The organism is Brevibacterium sp. BRM-1, assembly GCF_026802075.1.
Taxonomy (GTDB): domain Bacteria; phylum Actinomycetota; class Actinomycetes; order Actinomycetales; family Brevibacteriaceae; genus Brevibacterium; species Brevibacterium rongguiense.
The window spans coordinates 2,805,517-2,820,686 of record NZ_CP113788.1; the positions used below are offsets into that span (position 1 = coordinate 2,805,517).

A 15,170-nucleotide genomic window follows, 5' to 3' on the forward strand; every position below is an offset into this window, starting at 1 on the left:
ACGACGAACAGGAGCGGCCATGCCACCCAAGTCACGCGGCGGAGCGGTCCGGCGCAAGAGCAAGGGCCCCCAGGCGGGCTCGGGCGGCCAGCGCCGCCGCGGCCTCGAGGGCAAGGGCCCCACGCCCAAGGCGGAGGACCGCGTCTACCACAAGGCCCACAAGGCCAAGGTCGAGCGGGAGAAGGCCCAGCGGACCCAGCAGGCCCACCGCAAGAAGAAGATGACCGGCTCGGACGTGGTCGCCGGGCGCAACGCCGTGGTCGAGGCGCTGCGGGAGTCGATCCCCGCCACCGCCCTCTACGTGGCCCAGCGCATCGACGCAGACGACCGCGTGCGCGAGATCGTGGCGCTGGCCGCCGATCACGGGGTGGCGATGCTCGAGGCGCCCAAGCCGGAGCTCGACCGGCTCACCGACGGCGCGATCCACCAGGGCGTCGCCCTGCAGATCCCGCCGTACGACTACGCCCATCCCGATGACCTGCTCGCCCTGGCCGGCGACCGCTTCGAGGCGCCGCTGCTCGTGGCGCTCGACGGGGTGACCGATCCGCGCAACCTCGGCGCGATCGTCCGTTCGGCCGCCGCGTTTGGCGGCCACGGGGTCATCATCCCCGAGCGCCGCTCGGCTTCGATGACCGCGGCGGCGTGGAAGACGTCCGCGGGAGCCGCGAGCCGGATCCCGGTCGCCCAGGTGACGAACCTCGCCCGCGCCCTCCAGGAGATCAAGAAGCAGGGCGTGTTCATCGTCGGCCTCGACATGGACGGCGACGTCGAGCTGCCCGGCCTCGAGCTCGCCACCGCGCCCGTGTGCATCGTGGTGGGCAGCGAGGGCAAGGGCATCTCGCGCCTCATCCGGGACCTGTGCGACCAGGTGGTCTCCATCCCGATCGCCGCGACCACCGAATCGCTCAACGCGGGTGTGGCCGCCGCCGTCGCCCTCTACGAGACCGCGCGCACCCGGCGGGCCGCAGCCGGCCGGGCCGAGTAGCGCCGGCCCGCCGGCCCGGGCCGGCCAGAGTGCCGCGGCCGGCCGGAGTGCCCCGGTCGTCCGGGGCGCCCCGCCCGGCCGGGGGACGTGCCCCGGGGGCTAGACGCCCACCTCGGGCGCCGCCGGGTCGTTGCTGGCCAGCGCGCTGCTGCGCTTGGGCAGGGCCCCCACGACGAGCGTGAGCACGATCGCGAGGACGAGCGCGGCCGAGATCGCCCACATCCCGGCCTGCTGGCTGCCGGTCTTGTCGGCGAGGAAGCCCGTGATGTAGGGGCCGAAGAACCCCGACGTGTTGCCCACCGAGTTGATGAGCGCGACGCCCGAGGCCGCGCCCGCCCCCGAGAGGAACGCGGTGGGCAGCGGCCAGAAGCACGCGAGTGCGCACATGACGCCCGAGGCGAAGATCGACACGCACACCATCGCGAGGAACGGCGAGGAGACCACCGTGGTGATGGGGATGACGATCGCGGCCACCGCGGTGGGGATGACGACGTGCCACACGCGCTCGCGGGTCCGGTCCCCGTGGCGGGCCCACACGAGCATGAGGACCGCGGCGAAGACGAAGGGGATCGCGGTGAGCAGGCCCTTCTGCATGATCGTGTAGGTGACCCCGAAGCGCTCCTGGAAGCCCGCGATGATCGTGGGCAGGAAGAAGCTGATGGCGTAGAGGCCGTAGACGACGCCGAAGTAGACGAACGACAGCGCCCAGATCCGCCCGCTGCGCAGGGAGGCGCTGACCGGCACGTGGAACGAGGTGGCCGTCGCCTCCTCCTCGGCGTCCATCTCCGCCTGCAGCCAGTCGCGCTCCTCGGGCTCGAGCCAGGCGGCGTCGCGCGGGCGGTCCGTGAGGTAGAACCAGCACATGAAGCCCAGCAGCACGGCGGGGACGCCCTCGATGAGGAACATGAAGCGCCAGCCGGCCAGCCCGAAGAGCAGGTCGTGGCCGTGCTGGATGAGCAGGGCGGACAGCGGGGCGCCGATGACCGAGGACAGCGGGATCGCGAGCATGAACAGGGCCACGGCGCGGGCGCGGTCGGCCTTGGGGAACCAGAACGTCAGGTAGAGGATGATGCCGGGGAAGAAGCCGGCCTCGGCGATGCCCAGCAGCAGGCGCAGGATGTAGAGCGTCCCTGCCCCCGGCACGAACGCGATGAGGCTCGCGACGATGCCCCACGTCACGAGGATGCGGGCGATCCAGCGGCGGGCGCCGAACTTATGCAGGGCGAGGTTCGAGGGCACCTCGAGGATGAGGTAGCCGATGAAGAACAGCCCGGAGGCCAGCCCGAACGTCGTGGCGGTCAGGCCGAGGTCCTCGTTCATGCCGTTGGGCCCGGCGAAGCCGATGTTTGTGCGGTCGAGGTAGTTGACGAAGTACAGCAGCCCCAGGAAGGGTGCCAGGCGCAGCGCCACCTTGCGCATCGTGCGCTTCTTCAGCTGGGGGTCCGGCTGGCCGCCGGCCTGGGCGCCGGGATTCGGGCCGGGGTGCGGGGAGGGTGCAGTCGCCATTGATGCATCCGTTCGGGATCGGGGGCGGACGGGAAAGGGGCGCGGCAGCACGGCGGGCACGGCCCGTGTGACGTGATGCGAATCACACCTGTGCACAGGTATACCGCATGGCGGCCCATCGGTCCAGGCCAGGGGCCCGCGGGGCGCGAGCGCGCCGGCTGCGGGGGCCTGCCGGCCGTGCTGCCCGGGCTCAGACGCTGGGCGTGAAGCGCCCATCCTGGGCCATCCAGCCGCCGTCGACGAGCAGCGAGTGGCCGGTGACGTAGCTCGAGGCGTCGGAGGCGAGGAAGAGGACGGGCCCGGCGATCTCCGGCAGGAGGCCCCAGCGGGCCAGTGCGGACTTGTCCGCGTACGCGTCCCACCAGGTGCGGTCGGCCTTGATCTGCTCGGTCAGCGGGGTCTCGAAGGGCCCCGGCAGGATCGCGTTGACGCGCACCCCCTGCGGGCCGAGCTCGCTGGCCATGGCCTTCGTCAGCTGCACGACGCCGGCCTTGGCCGCGGCGTAGAGGCCCTGCCCCGGCTCCACGACGAGCGCGCGGAACGAGGCGAAGACGACGATCGAGCCGCGGCCGGCGGCCGCCATCCGGGCGCCGAAGGCGCGCATGAGCCGGTACGTGCCCTTGAGGTTGATGTCGACGACGCGGTCGAACTCCTCGTCCGTCGTGTTCACCAGGCGCTTGCGCACGTTCATGCCGGGCGTGACGACGAGGATCTCCGCTCCCGCGTGGTCGGCGGCGAGGGCGTCCACGGCCGCCGTCGAGGTGATGTCCGCACCCGTCGCGGTGGCCTGTCCGCCGCGCTCGGCGATGATGTCCGCGGTGGCCTGCGCACCCTGCGAGTTGAGATCCGCGCAGACCACCCGCGCGCCCGCATCGGCCAGGCCGATCGCGGTGGCCTGGCCCAGGCCGGAGGCGGCGCCGACGACGACCGCCTCCTTCCCGGCGAGGTCGAACAGGCCGGCGATGTTGGGGAATCCCTGTGCGGTGGGCTGCGTCATGGGGCTGCTCGCTCCTCATCGGTGGGGGCCGCGGCGGCGGTGCCGGCGGCATCGGACCCCGCGCCCGTCTCCGCCGCGCGGACCTCCGCGAGCGCCTGGGTATCCGGGGCGCGGAAGAACGTCGACTCCCGCGGGCGGCGGGCAAGGACAGTATCGATGTAGGAGCGCATGGCCGCCGCCGCGTCCATATCGTGGCCCGTGCGCTCGGAGAGGAACCAGCGGTGGTCGAGGAACTCGTGGAAGATCTGCGGCCCCTCCAACCGCCCCTCGAGTTCGGGGGGCACCATGCCCAGCAGCGGCTCGTACGCGTGCTCCAGCCAGGACCGCGCGGCCTCCTCCTCCGAGGCATCGCCCAGGCCCACCGCGGCGCGGTAGCTGTCGAGGTCGTTGAGCAGGCGGCGGGCCTGGCCCTCCTGGGCGCGGATCCCCGCGAGGCGGTCGAGGCGGCGGGCGTGGTGGCCGGGCTCCACCACCTTGGGCTCGATGCGCGTCGTGGTGCCGTCGAGGTCGGTCGTGACCGTGAACTCGCCCAGGTCGAAGCCGAGCGCATTGAGCCGGCGGATGCGCTGGTCGATGCGCCAGCGCTCCTCGTCTGCGAACTCCTCCGTGGCGGTGAGCTCGTCCCACAGCGCCCGATAGCGCTCGAGGAGCAGGTTGACCATCTCGAGCGGATCGGCCTCGGCGTCCATGAGGCCCCCGGCCTGGAGGTCCATGAAGTCCCCGGCCAGGTTGACGCGGGCGAGCTCCAGGTCGTGCTCTCGCTGCCCCGCGGACAGCGAGGGGTGCAGCTCCCCGGTCTCCGCGTCGACCAGGTAGGCCGCGAACGCCTCGGCGTCGCGCCGGAAGAGCGTGTTCGACAGGGAGACATCGCCCCAGAAGAACCCGGCCAGGTGGAGGCGGACGAGGAGCACCGCCAGCGCGTCGACGAGCCGGCTCGCCGTGTTCGCGGCCAGCTGCCTGCTGAAGAGCGCGCGGTAGGGCAGGGAGAACTCGAGGTGCGGGGTGAGCAGCGCGCCCGGCAGCGGCGCGCCCTGCGCGTCGGTGCGCCCGGTGATGTAGCCCAGCGGCTGCACGGCCGGGGCGTCGAGGCTGGAGAGCGCGGCGAGCACCTCGTACTCGCGGCGGGCGATGGGCTCCTGGGTCTCCTTGACCGCGACGATGCGCCCCGCCAGCTCGACGAACCGGACCGGGTGGCGGGAGATGCCGCGGGGCAGGCCGACGAGCAGCTCCGCGGGCCAGTCCGCGAGCGGCACCGACCACGGCAGCCGGGCGATGTCGGCTTCCAGCTCGTCGACGTGCAGGTCCATGGCCGAAGCCTACCCGGCATGCACGTCAGCCGGCGGCGCTATCCTGCCAGCGCGCGGGCAGCGCATCGGGCGGGCACATGTGGGTGATGCGGCCGTCCTCGAGCACGGCGATGCGGTCCGCGACCGCCAGCGCGTCGGCGACGTCGGCCGTGGCGTAGATCGTCGTGATGCCCAGCTCGCGCTGGAGCGCGCGGACCTGGTCGCGGGTGCTGGCGCGCACCTCGGGCGGCATCTTCACGAGCGGCTCGTCCATGAGGAAGACGGCCGGGTCGCGCACGAGCGCCCTGCCGAGCGCCACCGTCTGGCGCTGGGCGCCGGTCAGCTCGTCGGGGGAGGCGGTGAGCTGACCGGCGAGTCCCAGGCGCCCGGCGGCCGCGGCGACCCGCTCGTCCACCTCGGCGGGCCCGCGCCCGGCGAGGCGCAGCGCGAAGCCCATGTTCTCCGCGACGCTCATGTGGGGGTAGAGGGCGTAGTTCTCGAACGCCATCGTCACGTTGCGCTCGCCCGGGGTCAGCTGTGCGACATCGCGCTGGTCGATGGTGATCGTGCCGGTGGTGGGCTTCTCCATGCCCTGAATCATCCGCAGCAGGGTGGAGCGCCCGGAGCCCGGCCCGCCCAGCACGACGAGGAACTCGCCGTCGGCCACGCGCAGTGTGACGTCGAGCAGCGAGGGGCCGGTGGTCGACGGATACCGATGCGTGACCCCGGTGAGGGCGACCGTTGCCATGACCACGTCCTTTGCTGATGAGCGCGGCGAACGCGGCGTCGGCCGCATCGCCTGATGCGAGTCTACGTGCGCCCGCCCGCCAGACCAATCCGCGGGGCCCTGTGTTTCTGCAGGTGAGACAGTCATCTCAGCGAGCGTCCGCAATCCGGCCACGCGGGGCGTGGGCTGGAGGGACCGTAGACTGGCCAGCATGGGTGTAGCGCTGGGCGATGTGGCGGCCGCCGCCGGGGTCTCCGTCAGCACCGTCTCGCGCGTGCTGGGCGGCCGGGGCGCGGTGGCCCAGGCCACCCGCGACCGCGTCGAGGCGGCCCTGGAGACCACCGGCTACGCGCGCTCGACGCTGCTCGCGCGCACCCCCGCCCGGCTGGTCGCCGTCTGCCCGCCGGCCGAGCCCGAGCACTGGCAGATCGACGTGTGCCGCGAGGTCGCGCTCCAGCTCCAGGCCGAGGGACTGCTCGTGAGCGTGCCGTTCCTCGATCCCGCCGGCGCCGAGGTGCGCGCGAGCGCCGCCGCCGGCGCCGCGGTCGTCGTCACCCCCACTTTCACCTCCCTCGAGACGGACCTGCCGGTCGTGCGGTTCGCCGAGGCCGCGCTCGGCGCCGGGACGCCCGCCCGCGGTGCCGAGGCGGGCGGCCGCCGGGCCGGGGCCGCCCCCGGCTCCGAGCGGATCGCCGCACGGATCGACCTGACCGGCGGCCTCACCCTGGCCTTCGACCACCTCGCCGCCCTGGGCCACCGCCGGATCGGGCTCGTGTGCAACGACACGGGCGACCTGGCCGACATGCTCGCCCAGCGCTTCCGCGCGGAGCACCCGGCGCGCGCCGCCTCGTCCCGGCTGGGCGAGTGGATCGCCGCGGTGCCCAAGTCCCACGCGGGGGGCATGGAGGCCGCGGACCGGCTGCGCGACGCGACGTGCACCGCGGTCATCGTCCAGAGCGCGCTGCAGCTCTACGGTGTCTTCGCGGCCATGCGCCAGCGCCGCCTCGTGGTGCCCAGGGACCTCTCCGCAGTGGGGTTCGGCGACTCGGTGACGATGCGCTACACCGGCCCGCCGGCCACGGTGCTCGCACTCGATACGCCCGGGATGGCCGCGGCGCTCGCGGCGGGGGTGCGCACAGTCCTCGACCTGCCGGGCGCGCGCCTGCCCTCGATCGCCCCGACCTTCCGCCCGCGGCTGGTGGCGCGCGAGTCGACGACGGCGGTGCGCCGGTGAGCGGCCCCGTCCCGCGCCGCGCCGGCCCGGGCCTGGCGCTCATCGCGCGCACGGCGGGTGTGTCCGTGTCCACCGCCTCGCGCGTACTGCGCGGCGCGCCCGGCACCTCCGCGGCGGCCCGCCGGGCGGTCGAGATCGCGCTGGGCACGCTGGGGGTGCAGGCCCCGGGCGCCGGCGCGCTGGCGGCCCCCGCAGGCCCGGCGGGCAGCGGGGAATCGGGTGCGGGCGCGGCGCCCGCGCTCATCGCCGTCGTGCAGAACGCCCCCGAGGGCACGGAGGTCGACGCGTTCGAGGCACTGCACCTCGCGCTCGTGCGCCGGCTCTTCGACGTGGGGCGCGCCGCGGTGCGGATTCTCACCGGGCCGGGCATCGGCTCGGCCGCCCAGGCCGCGGCCCGCGCCGGGGTGCGCGGGGCGATCGTGCTGGGCGGGGGAAGCGCGGGGCGCGAGGCGCGCGCCCTCGAGGCCGCCGGCGTGCCGGTGGTGCGGGTGTCGAACGCGCCGCACGCCGGGGCCCGCCAGTTCGTCCTCGACTCCGTGCGCGGCATCGCGACGGCCCTGCGCCACCTCGTCCACCTGGGCCACCGGCGCATCGGGCTGGCCGTCCCGCAGGACTCCGCCGCCGATGCGCGGATCGCGGCCTTCCGGCGCACGCTCGCCGCGGAGATGCACATCATGGCCAGCCGCGATCAGGCGCCCGTCGCCATCGCGGCCGCCGGCGTGCTGGGGGGCGCGCAGGCGGCGCAGGAGCTGCTCGCCAAGGACTGCAGCGCGGTCGTGAGCTGCGCGCCCTCGATCACCTTCGGCATTCTCGAGGCGGCGGGCCGGGCGGGCCTGCGCGTCCCGGAGCACCTCTCGCTGCTGACCGTGGGCGAGATGCCCGATGCCGACGTCCTCTCCCCGCCCATGTCGCAGGTGGGCTTCGACTGGGAGGCGATCGCCGCGGCCGCGGTGCGCGAGCTCGACCGGGTCATCGCCGACCCGGAAGTCGGGCTCGACTACTCGGTGGCCCCCGAGCTCGTGCTGCGCGCCTCCGAGGCGCCCGCCGGCTCGCGCTGAGGCGCGGCCACGGCACGTGCGCGCGCATCCGCGAGCCCCGCGAGCAGCGCGGCGACGTCGCTCGGGGCCCCGATGCGCGCCTCGGCGGCGGTCTCGCCGGCCCCCACCTTGACTCCCAGGCCGCCCGGCACCCCGGTGAGCACGGCGAATGCGTCCTCGTCCGTGACGTCGTCGCCCACGTAGAGGGCCGCGGCTGCCCCCGTGCGCGCGAGCATGGCCCGCAGGCCGTCGCCCTTCGTCACGTGGCGGGTGGTGAATTCGTAGACGTCCTTGCCGCGCACCACGCGCGCCTCCGGGACCGCGGCCGCGACCTCGTCGAGGCGCTCGCCCACGGCGCGGGCGGCGCCGGGGCGCGCATCGCGGGTGTGGAACGCCCGGCCCAGCGGCTTGGACTCCATCCAGAAGCCATCGTCGTCGACGTCGCCGCTGATGTCGGCGAACGCCGCATCGAGGCGGGCGAGCGTGCGGCGCTCGCCGGCATCGGGGGCGAGCGGATCGGCGGTGTCCGGGCCGGCGCCGCGGTCGGCGGTGCCCGGGTCGGCGGCGCCCAGCGCGGAGAAGTCCTCCTCCGCCCCGTGGGAGCCCACGAACACGGCCGGCGCGGGGGCCTGGGAGAGCTCGCGGAGCACCTCGAGCGGGCGCCCGGAGATGTAGCCCACGAAGGTGTCGGGCAGCGCGGCGAGCCGGCGGACGGCGCGCGCGGACTCCGGCAGCGGAGCGGAGGTCGCGGGGTCGTCCTGCAGCGGCGCCAGCACGCCGTCGAAGTCGAGGGCGATGAGCAGCGAGGGGGCGTGGGCGAGCGCGCGCAGCGCCTCGGCCCGCGGGGGGCCGGGAACGTCGGCGCTCACGCCGTACCCTCCTCCGGGGCCGGCGCCGGTGCGGCTGACCGGCCCGGCTCGGTGCTGGCGGGGCCGACCGCGGCGGAGTCGGCACCGCCGGGGCCGGCGTCGGCTGTGGCTGCGGCGGGGGTGGCCGCGGCGGGGGTCGCCTGGCCGCCCTTGTCCTCGTCGAGCTCCTCGAGCTCGTCGAGGAAGGCCTGCGACCACGCCTGGACGTTCTCCTTGGCGAGGCGGCGGCGCATCGCCTGCATGCGGCGGTGCTGGGCGGCCTTGGGCATCTCGACGGCCCGCCGGATCGCGCGCTTGAGGCCCGCGATGTCGTGCGGGTTGACCATGAGCGCCTGGGTGAGCTGATCGGCCGCGCCGGCGAACTCGCTGAGCACGAGCGCGCCGTCGTCGCCCGTGCGGCAGGCCACGTACTCCTTGGCCACGAGGTTCATGCCATCGCGCAGCGCGGTCACGAGCATGACATCGGCGGCCAGGTAGAACGCCGTCATCTCCGCGCGGGGGAACGAGTGGTGGAAGTAGTGCACGGCCTGCTTGCCCAGCCCCGAGTGCTCGCCGTTGATCCGCCCCACCGCCAGCTCCACCTCGGTGCGGATCTGCTGGTACTGGTCGAGGCGCTCGCGGCTGGGCGTGGCGATCTGGACGAGCGTGACGTCGTCGGTGGACAGGGCGCCCGAGTCGAGCAGCTCACCGTAGGCCTTGAGCCGGTGCCGAATGCCCTTCGTGTAGTCCATCCGGTCGACGCCGAGGATGACGACGGCGGGATCGCCCAGGTCCCGCCGGATCTGGGCCGCGCGCTCGATGATCTGGGGATCGTGGGAGTAGGCGTCGAGCTCCTCCGCGTCGATCGAGATGGGAAACGCCGCCGCGCGCGAGACATGGGCGGCGGTCCCGCGCTCCGGGTCCGCGGGGACGCGGATGTCCATGCCGGCCGTCGACCACCCGCGGTCGATGCGCGCGGCGCGCCGGAAGTTCGCGGCGTCCGCGGGGCGCTGGAAGCCGATGAGGTCCGCGCCGAGCGCGCCGGCGAGGATCTCGCGGCGCCACGGCAGCTGGCTGAAGATCTCCCAGGGCGGGAACGGGATGTGGTTGAAGAAGCCGATCGAGACGTCCGGGCGCAGGGCGCGCAGCATCTCCGGCACGAGGAGGAGCTGGTAGTCGTGCACCCAGACCGTGGCACCGGCCGCGGCGGTCTGGGCGGCGGTGCGGGCGAAGCGCTCGTTGACGCGCTGGTAGGCCTCCCACCAGGTGCGGTGGAACTCCGGGGGGACGATGACGTCGTGGAAGAGCGGCCACAGGGTGGCGTTGGAGAAGCCTTCGTAGTACCTGACGACTTCCTCAGAGCTCAGCCGCACGGGCACGAGGTGCATGCTGTCGAGGTCGAACGGCTCGAACTCCTCATCGGCGATGCCCGCCCAGCCGATCCAGGCGCCCTCGCGCGAGCGCATGACGGGAGCCACGCCCGTGACCAAACCTCCTGGTGAGGTGCGCCAGGTGGGCTCGTCACCGGAGGTGTCGCGATCGACCGGCAGACGGTTGGCGACGACGACGAAGTCGGCGCCGGCGGCCGGGGCGGGAACGGGCTCGAGGCGCGGGGCCGGCCGATCGGGACGACTGCTCATGCGACTCCTCGTCTTCGGTGCGGACTCCTAGCAGTGTAGGTCCTGCCGTAGTGTGGATCGGGTGGGCATGGAAGAACTGGGAGGCTATCGCCTTATCGAGGAGCTGGGCTCCGGCGGCATGGGAGTCGTGCATCTGGGCATGGATGCGGAGAACAGCCCCGTGGCCGTCAAGGTCCTCCACCCGCACATCGCCCACGACGACACCGCCCGCCAGCGCCTGGCCCGCGAGGTGCGCACGCTGCGCCGGATCCGCCACCCCCGCATCGCCGAGGTCCTGGACGCGGAGCTCGACTCCGCGCAGCCGTTCATCGTCACCGAGTTCGTCGACGGGATGACCCTGTCCGACGACGTGCGGGAGAACGGCCCGTTCTCCGAAGACGAGCTCGTCCACTTCGGCCACGCCCTCCTCGATGCGCTCAGCGCCGTCCACGCCGCGGGGGTCATCCACCGCGACCTCAAGCCGGCCAACGTCATGATCATGGACGGCGAGCCCATGGTCATCGACTTCGGCATCGCGCAGGCCGCCGACGAGGTGAAGGTGACCGCCACCGGGCTCGTCATGGGCACCCCGGGCTACCTGAGCCCGGAGATCGCCGACGGCAAGGCCTCCTCGGAGAAGACCGACTGGTGGGGGTGGGCCGCGACGATGGCGTTCGCGGCGACGGGCCGCAATCCCTACGGGTCCGGTCCGCTCGAGGCCGTCCTCTCCCGCGTGGCCCTGGGGCGGGCGAACCTCGAGGGCGCCCCGCCGCGCTTCGTGCCGCTGCTGCGCGCCTGCCTCGACCCCAAGCCGGAGCGCCGCCCGTCGAGCTCGATGATCCTCGACGCGCTCGTCGACATCGAGTCCGGCCGGATGCCCCAAGTGGGCGGGCGCGGCGGCCGCGGCTCGGGCATCGCCCCCATCCCGGAGGCCCCCACGAACATCCTGCCCCGCGAGGAGTCGGCGGGGGCCGGATCCCCGGCTGCCGCCGCGGCGCCCGCGGACGGCGCCGCGGGCTACGGGGCCCCCGGCCCGGCCTACGGCTCGGGCGGCGCCGGCTACCCGCCGGGCGCCGCAGCCGCCGGTGCACCGGATGTCGCCGCCACCCGCGTCCAGGACGCCGTGCCCGGCGCCCGCCCCCCGTACTCCGCCGCACCGGGTGCCGGTGCCACCGGCTATGGGGCCGCACCTGTCCCGGCCGGCCCCGGGACCGCCGGCTCCGGTGCACCGGACCCGGGCCGAGGCGCCCAGGCCGCCCGCGCGCAGCAGGCGGGCGGCCCCCACGGGCCCATCGGCTACAGCGCGCTCGGCATCGACGCCCAGCAGCGCAGCGATGCCCAGCACCACGGAGGAGCCCAGCACCACCGGAGCGCCCAGCCTCTCGATCGCGCGGCCGGCGGGGTGCCGGCCTACCCCCAGCCCGGGCAGGGCCCGGCGGCGGGGGGCGCACACCCGTACGGTGAGGCCGCGGCCGGGCCCCGGCGCGGGCGCGGCCGGTGGGCGGTGCTCGCGCTCATCGCGCTGGGGGTCGCCCTCACGCCACTGGCCCCGGTGCTCCTCGTGGCCGCCGTGTACCTCTGGCAGCTGCCGGCGCGCACCGCGGGCTCCGTCGTGCGCTCGCAGCAGCTGCGCGCGCTGCGCTATGGACCGCAGGCCGGCGGCGGCTGGGGGGCGGCGCCCGGTGGCTTCGCCACGGCGCTCTTCACGTCGTTCTTCTGCCTGCTGCTGCCGCTCACCGCCGCGATCGCGGTGACGGTGCTCGTTCGCCTCGATGTGGTGGGCGTGATCCCGCGCGGCCACTCGGAGGAGTGCTCGCTGTGGGCCGGGGCGGCGGTGGGCGCCCTCGTTCTGTTCGTCGGGCCCGGGGCCGCGAACCTGCGCCGCGGCTCCGGCGCGGTCCTCGCGGGCCTGGTGCGCGGCAGCGCGACGGGCGGCCTCATCCTCGCGGTCGCGCTCGGCGCGATCGCGGTGCTGGCCGTCATCGCCGTGTGGGGCGGCGCCTCGGTCACGTGGTGGCCGCTGCCGACCAACCCCTTCACCTGGCTGCCGAGCACCCGCCTGTTCTGAGCCCGCGCCCAGCGGCCGGGCAGGGCCGGTGCGTATGATGGGTCCGGCGCGTCTCGCGTCGTTTCAGCAGCCGAAGACGTGAGGAACCATGGCGAAGAACCCGTCGAACGATGACCGCCGGCGCGCAGCGCGCGAGAAGGCCCGCCAGATCGCGCAGGCGCAGGCCAAGCGCGAGAAGACGGCGAAGATCGTCCTGTTCAGCGGCATCGGCGCCGTCGTGCTCGCCGTGATCGTGGTCGTGGTCATCCTCCTCGTCCAGGCCGCGCGGCCCGCGCCCGGCCCGAACGCCTACTCCCAGGGCGGCATCACGCTCGTCAAGGACGGCAGCGGCTTCAAGCCCGTTGCCGCCAAGGGCGCCTCCGGCGACGACGTGCCGGACGGCCTCGCCGCCTACAGCGACTCCGGGCTCTCCGACAAGGCCGCGGTGGTCAAGGTCTACATGGACTTCCAGTGCCCCTCGTGCAAGAGCTTCGAGGAGGCCAACGGCAACGCCCTGAAGAAGCTCGCCGGCGAGGGCAAGATCGCCGTGGACTACCAGCCCGTGGCCATCCTCGACTCGCAGTCGCAGGGCAACCAGTACTCCACCCGCGCGGCCAACCTCGCCGCCTGCGTGGCAGACAGCGGCCAGGGCGGGAAGTTCTTCGACTTCACGAAGGCGATGTTCGACGGGCAGCCGGAGGAGCAGTCCAACGGCCTCGACGACGACGCGATGCTCGCCAACGCGAAGAAGGGCGGAGTCGACGTCCACGCGAAGATCGCGCAGGACTCCTCGAAGACCGTCGCCGACTGCGCGCGCGAGCAGACGTTCCAGAAGTACGTGGAGAAGAGCACGAAGGACGCGACGTCGAACGGGCTGCAGGGCACACCGCGCGTGGAGATCAACGGCGAGGACGTCGATCCCTCCGTCTGGGGCGATCCCACCGCCTTCGCGACGAAGGTGCTGCAGGCCTCCGGCGAGATCCAGGGCTGAGCCGGCCGCCCGGCCGCGCCGTGCGCGCCGGGGGCGTGCCGGTTAGACTGCACGGACGGCCCCACCGGCCGCCCGGACCGCGGACAGCGCGGGCCGGGATGCCGCCCCGCACAGCCGGGTGCGGTCCGCCTCCTTAGCTCAGTTGGCCAGAGCATCTGTCTTGTAAACAGAGGGTCACCGGTTCGAATCCGGTAGGGGGCTCCACAGCGTTTATGCTGGTCAGACGGTATAATACGAAAAACGCAATTGCAAGGGTGAGTGCCGGGAAACCCCGATTCGTGACCCACTGTGACCCAACGGGCGCAGCTGCCGGGGCGATGCCGGCGTCGGCGGTCGCCGCGCGTGCCTCGGCTGCGGCCGGTGCCGGGCGGGCCACGGCGGCCCGACACCCCCGGTGCGCGGCCCTGCACCTCCGGGTTGCGGGCCGCCGCCGGAAGACTCGCGCGCGGGAAAATCCCGCCCTGTGACCCCGGATGGTCCGTCCCGTGAGAAGCCGTCGGCGCATTCCGATGAACCCATGCGCGCACGTGCATGCGCGCCCTATGGTGGAACTGGATCCGACATCCGGATCCGCGGCGGTGCGGATCCGCCCTTCGCTTCCCCCGGGGACGGGCGCCGCCGGAGTCCGGCGCCGCCCGCAGCGGGCGGGGCCGCACGGCGAGGCCGGCAATGGAGCCGGCGGAGGAGTTGAAGTGCGATGAGTGCAATGAAGGCAGCGGTCGTCACGAAGTTCGGCGATGAGCTCACCATCGACGAGGAGCAGCAGATCCCCACCCCGGGCCCCGGCCGGGCGCTGGTCAAGCTCATCTCGTCCGGCGTGTGCCACACGGACCTCCACGCGGCCGAGGGCGACTGGCCCGTCAAGCCCCAGCCGCCCTTCATCCCCGGCCACGAGGGCGTGGGCCGGGTCGAGGCAGTGGGGGAGGGCGTCACCGACGTGAAGGTGGGCGACCTCGTGGGCAATGCGTGGCTGTGGAGCGCGTGCGGTGACTGCGAGTACTGCCGCACCGGCTGGGAGACGCTGTGCGAATCCCAGATCAACGGCGGCTATGCGGTGGACGGGTCGTTCGGGCAGTACATGCTCGTCGACACCCGGTTCGCCGCCCGCATCCCGGAGGGCGCGGACCTCAACGAGGTCGCCCCGGTGCTGTGCGCCGGCGTCACCGTCTACAAGGGCCTGAAGATGACGGAGGTCAAGCCCGGCGAGTGGGTGACGATCTCCGGGATCGGCGGGCTCGGCCACATCGCGGTGCAGTACGCCGTGGCGATGGGCATGCGCGTGGCCGCCGTGGACGTCTCCGATGACAAGCTGGCGCTGGCGAAGAAGCACGGCGCGGAGGTCACCGTCAACGCGATGAGCGGGGACCCCGCCGCGGAGATCCAGGAGAAGACCGGCGGCACGCAGGGCGTGCTCGTCACGGCGGTGCACCCGGACGCGTTCGGCCAGGCGATCGGCATGGCCCGCCGCGGTGGGACGATCGTGTTCAACGGCCTGCCGCCCGGGGACTTCCCGGCGCCCATCTTCGACATCGTGCTCAAGGGCCTCACGATCCGCGGTTCGATCGTCGGCACCCGCCAGGACCTCGCCGAGGCGCTCGACTTCTACGCTCGCGGTCTCATCCACCCGACGTTCCACACCCGGGACCTCGAGGACATCAACGCGGTCTTCGACGAGATGCGCCACGGCAAGATCGACGGGCGCGTCGTCATCGAATTCTGAGCCGGTGAGCCCACCCGGGGCCCGAGGCGCGCTGTGCCTCGGGCCCCGGGTGCGGTGCCCCGCGCCTCGGCTCCGGCTGCGGTGCCCCGCACCTTGGGTCCGGTAGCGGTGCCCCGCGCCTCGGGCCTGAGGCCGGCTGGTGGCCCAGTCGTTGCCGTACCGCAACCGCGCGG

12 protein-coding genes and 1 tRNA gene are annotated in these 15,170 nt (G+C 73.9%); 7 read left to right on the forward strand and 6 right to left on the reverse strand.

Going from position 1 to position 15,170, the window contains the following annotated elements:
- The first annotated feature begins 19 nt into the window (after positions 1–19).
- A complete protein-coding gene (rlmB, locus tag BRM1_RS12365) occupies positions 20–985 on the forward strand; it encodes a 23S rRNA (guanosine(2251)-2'-O)-methyltransferase RlmB (protein WP_160953897.1) in 966 nt (321 codons plus the stop codon).
- Positions 986–1,084: 99 nt separating this feature from the next.
- On the opposite strand, the gene BRM1_RS12370 is transcribed toward rlmB, so the two are convergent.
- The 4 genes from BRM1_RS12370 to BRM1_RS12385 all read right to left on the reverse strand — a co-directional run bounded on the left by BRM1_RS12370 (position 1,085) and on the right by BRM1_RS12385 (position 5,522).
- Complete coding sequence (locus tag BRM1_RS12370; RefSeq protein WP_268526308.1) at positions 1,085–2,491, reverse strand: MFS transporter; 1,407 nt, start codon at positions 2,489–2,491, stop codon at positions 1,085–1,087.
- A 190-nt stretch (positions 2,492–2,681) separates the two neighbouring features.
- Complete coding sequence (locus BRM1_RS12375) at positions 2,682–3,488, reverse strand: SDR family NAD(P)-dependent oxidoreductase (protein WP_160954313.1); 807 nt, start codon at positions 3,486–3,488, stop codon at positions 2,682–2,684.
- On the reverse strand, positions 3,485–4,795 hold the full coding sequence (locus BRM1_RS12380; protein ID WP_268526309.1) for a DUF4032 domain-containing protein: 1,311 nt from the start codon (positions 4,793–4,795) through the stop codon (positions 3,485–3,487). The genes BRM1_RS12375 and BRM1_RS12380 overlap by 4 nt, the downstream gene beginning before the upstream one ends.
- A 25-nt stretch (positions 4,796–4,820) precedes the next feature.
- Positions 4,821–5,522, reverse strand: coding sequence for an ABC transporter ATP-binding protein (locus BRM1_RS12385; protein WP_268526310.1), 702 nt, complete (start codon positions 5,520–5,522; stop codon positions 4,821–4,823).
- 190 nt (positions 5,523–5,712) lie between these two features.
- Here BRM1_RS12385 and BRM1_RS12390 point away from each other — a divergent pair, with 190 nt between their 5' ends.
- Together BRM1_RS12390 and BRM1_RS12395 are read left to right on the forward strand one after the other, a co-directional pair.
- Complete coding sequence (locus tag BRM1_RS12390; protein ID WP_268526311.1) at positions 5,713–6,735, forward strand: LacI family DNA-binding transcriptional regulator; 1,023 nt, start codon at positions 5,713–5,715, stop codon at positions 6,733–6,735.
- The gene (locus tag BRM1_RS12395) at positions 6,732–7,793 is read left to right on the forward strand and encodes a substrate-binding domain-containing protein (protein WP_268526312.1); all 1,062 of its coding nucleotides are present in this window, start codon (positions 6,732–6,734) and stop codon (positions 7,791–7,793) included. The genes BRM1_RS12390 and BRM1_RS12395 overlap by 4 nt, the downstream gene beginning before the upstream one ends.
- Here BRM1_RS12395 and BRM1_RS12400 read toward each other — a convergent pair.
- Together BRM1_RS12400 and BRM1_RS12405 are read right to left on the reverse strand one after the other, a co-directional pair.
- Positions 7,733–8,641, reverse strand: a complete 909-nt coding sequence (locus BRM1_RS12400) for a trehalose-phosphatase (protein WP_268526313.1) — start codon at positions 8,639–8,641, stop codon at positions 7,733–7,735. The two genes, BRM1_RS12395 and BRM1_RS12400, sit on opposite strands and share 61 nt — an antisense overlap.
- Positions 8,638–10,260: an alpha,alpha-trehalose-phosphate synthase (UDP-forming) gene (locus tag BRM1_RS12405; RefSeq protein ID WP_160954071.1), complete on the reverse strand. Its 1,623-nt coding sequence runs from the start codon at positions 10,258–10,260 to the stop codon at positions 8,638–8,640. Before BRM1_RS12405 ends, BRM1_RS12400 begins: the two co-directional genes overlap by 4 nt.
- A 67-nt stretch (positions 10,261–10,327) precedes the next feature.
- On the opposite strand from BRM1_RS12405, the gene BRM1_RS12410 reads away from it, so the two are divergent.
- From BRM1_RS12410 to adhP, 4 genes are all read left to right on the forward strand, one after another.
- Positions 10,328–12,307: a serine/threonine-protein kinase gene (locus BRM1_RS12410; RefSeq protein ID WP_268526314.1), complete on the forward strand. Its 1,980-nt coding sequence runs from the start codon at positions 10,328–10,330 to the stop codon at positions 12,305–12,307.
- 88 nt (positions 12,308–12,395) lie between these two features.
- The gene (locus BRM1_RS12415) at positions 12,396–13,277 is read left to right on the forward strand and encodes a DsbA family protein (protein WP_268526315.1); all 882 of its coding nucleotides are present in this window, start codon (positions 12,396–12,398) and stop codon (positions 13,275–13,277) included.
- A 127-nt stretch (positions 13,278–13,404) separates the two neighbouring features.
- Positions 13,405–13,481: transfer RNA gene (locus BRM1_RS12420), tRNA-Thr, on the forward strand.
- A gap of 502 nt (positions 13,482–13,983) precedes the next feature.
- Positions 13,984–14,997: an alcohol dehydrogenase AdhP gene (gene adhP / locus BRM1_RS12425; RefSeq protein WP_268529849.1), complete on the forward strand. Its 1,014-nt coding sequence runs from the start codon at positions 13,984–13,986 to the stop codon at positions 14,995–14,997.
- Positions 14,998–15,170 lie beyond the last annotated feature (173 nt).

What these genes read in the sequence shown, in the direction of transcription:
- rlmB (WP_160953897.1), top strand. Translation starts at nt 20, where the DNA reads ATGCCACCCAAGTCACGCGGCGGAGCGGTCCGGCGCAAGAGCAAGGGC.
- BRM1_RS12370 (WP_268526308.1), bottom strand. Translation starts at nt 2,491, where the DNA reads ATGGCGACTGCACCCTCCCCGCACCCCGGCCCGAATCCCGGCGCCCAG.
- BRM1_RS12375 (WP_160954313.1), bottom strand. Translation starts at nt 3,488, where the DNA reads ATGACGCAGCCCACCGCACAGGGATTCCCCAACATCGCCGGCCTGTTC.
- BRM1_RS12380 (WP_268526309.1), bottom strand. Translation starts at nt 4,795, where the DNA reads ATGGACCTGCACGTCGACGAGCTGGAAGCCGACATCGCCCGGCTGCCG.
- BRM1_RS12385 (WP_268526310.1), bottom strand. Translation starts at nt 5,522, where the DNA reads ATGGCAACGGTCGCCCTCACCGGGGTCACGCATCGGTATCCGTCGACC.
- BRM1_RS12390 (WP_268526311.1), top strand. Translation starts at nt 5,713, where the DNA reads ATGGGTGTAGCGCTGGGCGATGTGGCGGCCGCCGCCGGGGTCTCCGTC.
- BRM1_RS12405 (WP_160954071.1), bottom strand. Translation starts at nt 10,260, where the DNA reads ATGAGCAGTCGTCCCGATCGGCCGGCCCCGCGCCTCGAGCCCGTTCCC.
- BRM1_RS12410 (WP_268526314.1), top strand. Translation starts at nt 10,328, where the DNA reads ATGGAAGAACTGGGAGGCTATCGCCTTATCGAGGAGCTGGGCTCCGGC.
- BRM1_RS12415 (WP_268526315.1), top strand. Translation starts at nt 12,396, where the DNA reads ATGGCGAAGAACCCGTCGAACGATGACCGCCGGCGCGCAGCGCGCGAG.
- adhP (WP_268529849.1), top strand. Translation starts at nt 13,984, where the DNA reads ATGAAGGCAGCGGTCGTCACGAAGTTCGGCGATGAGCTCACCATCGAC.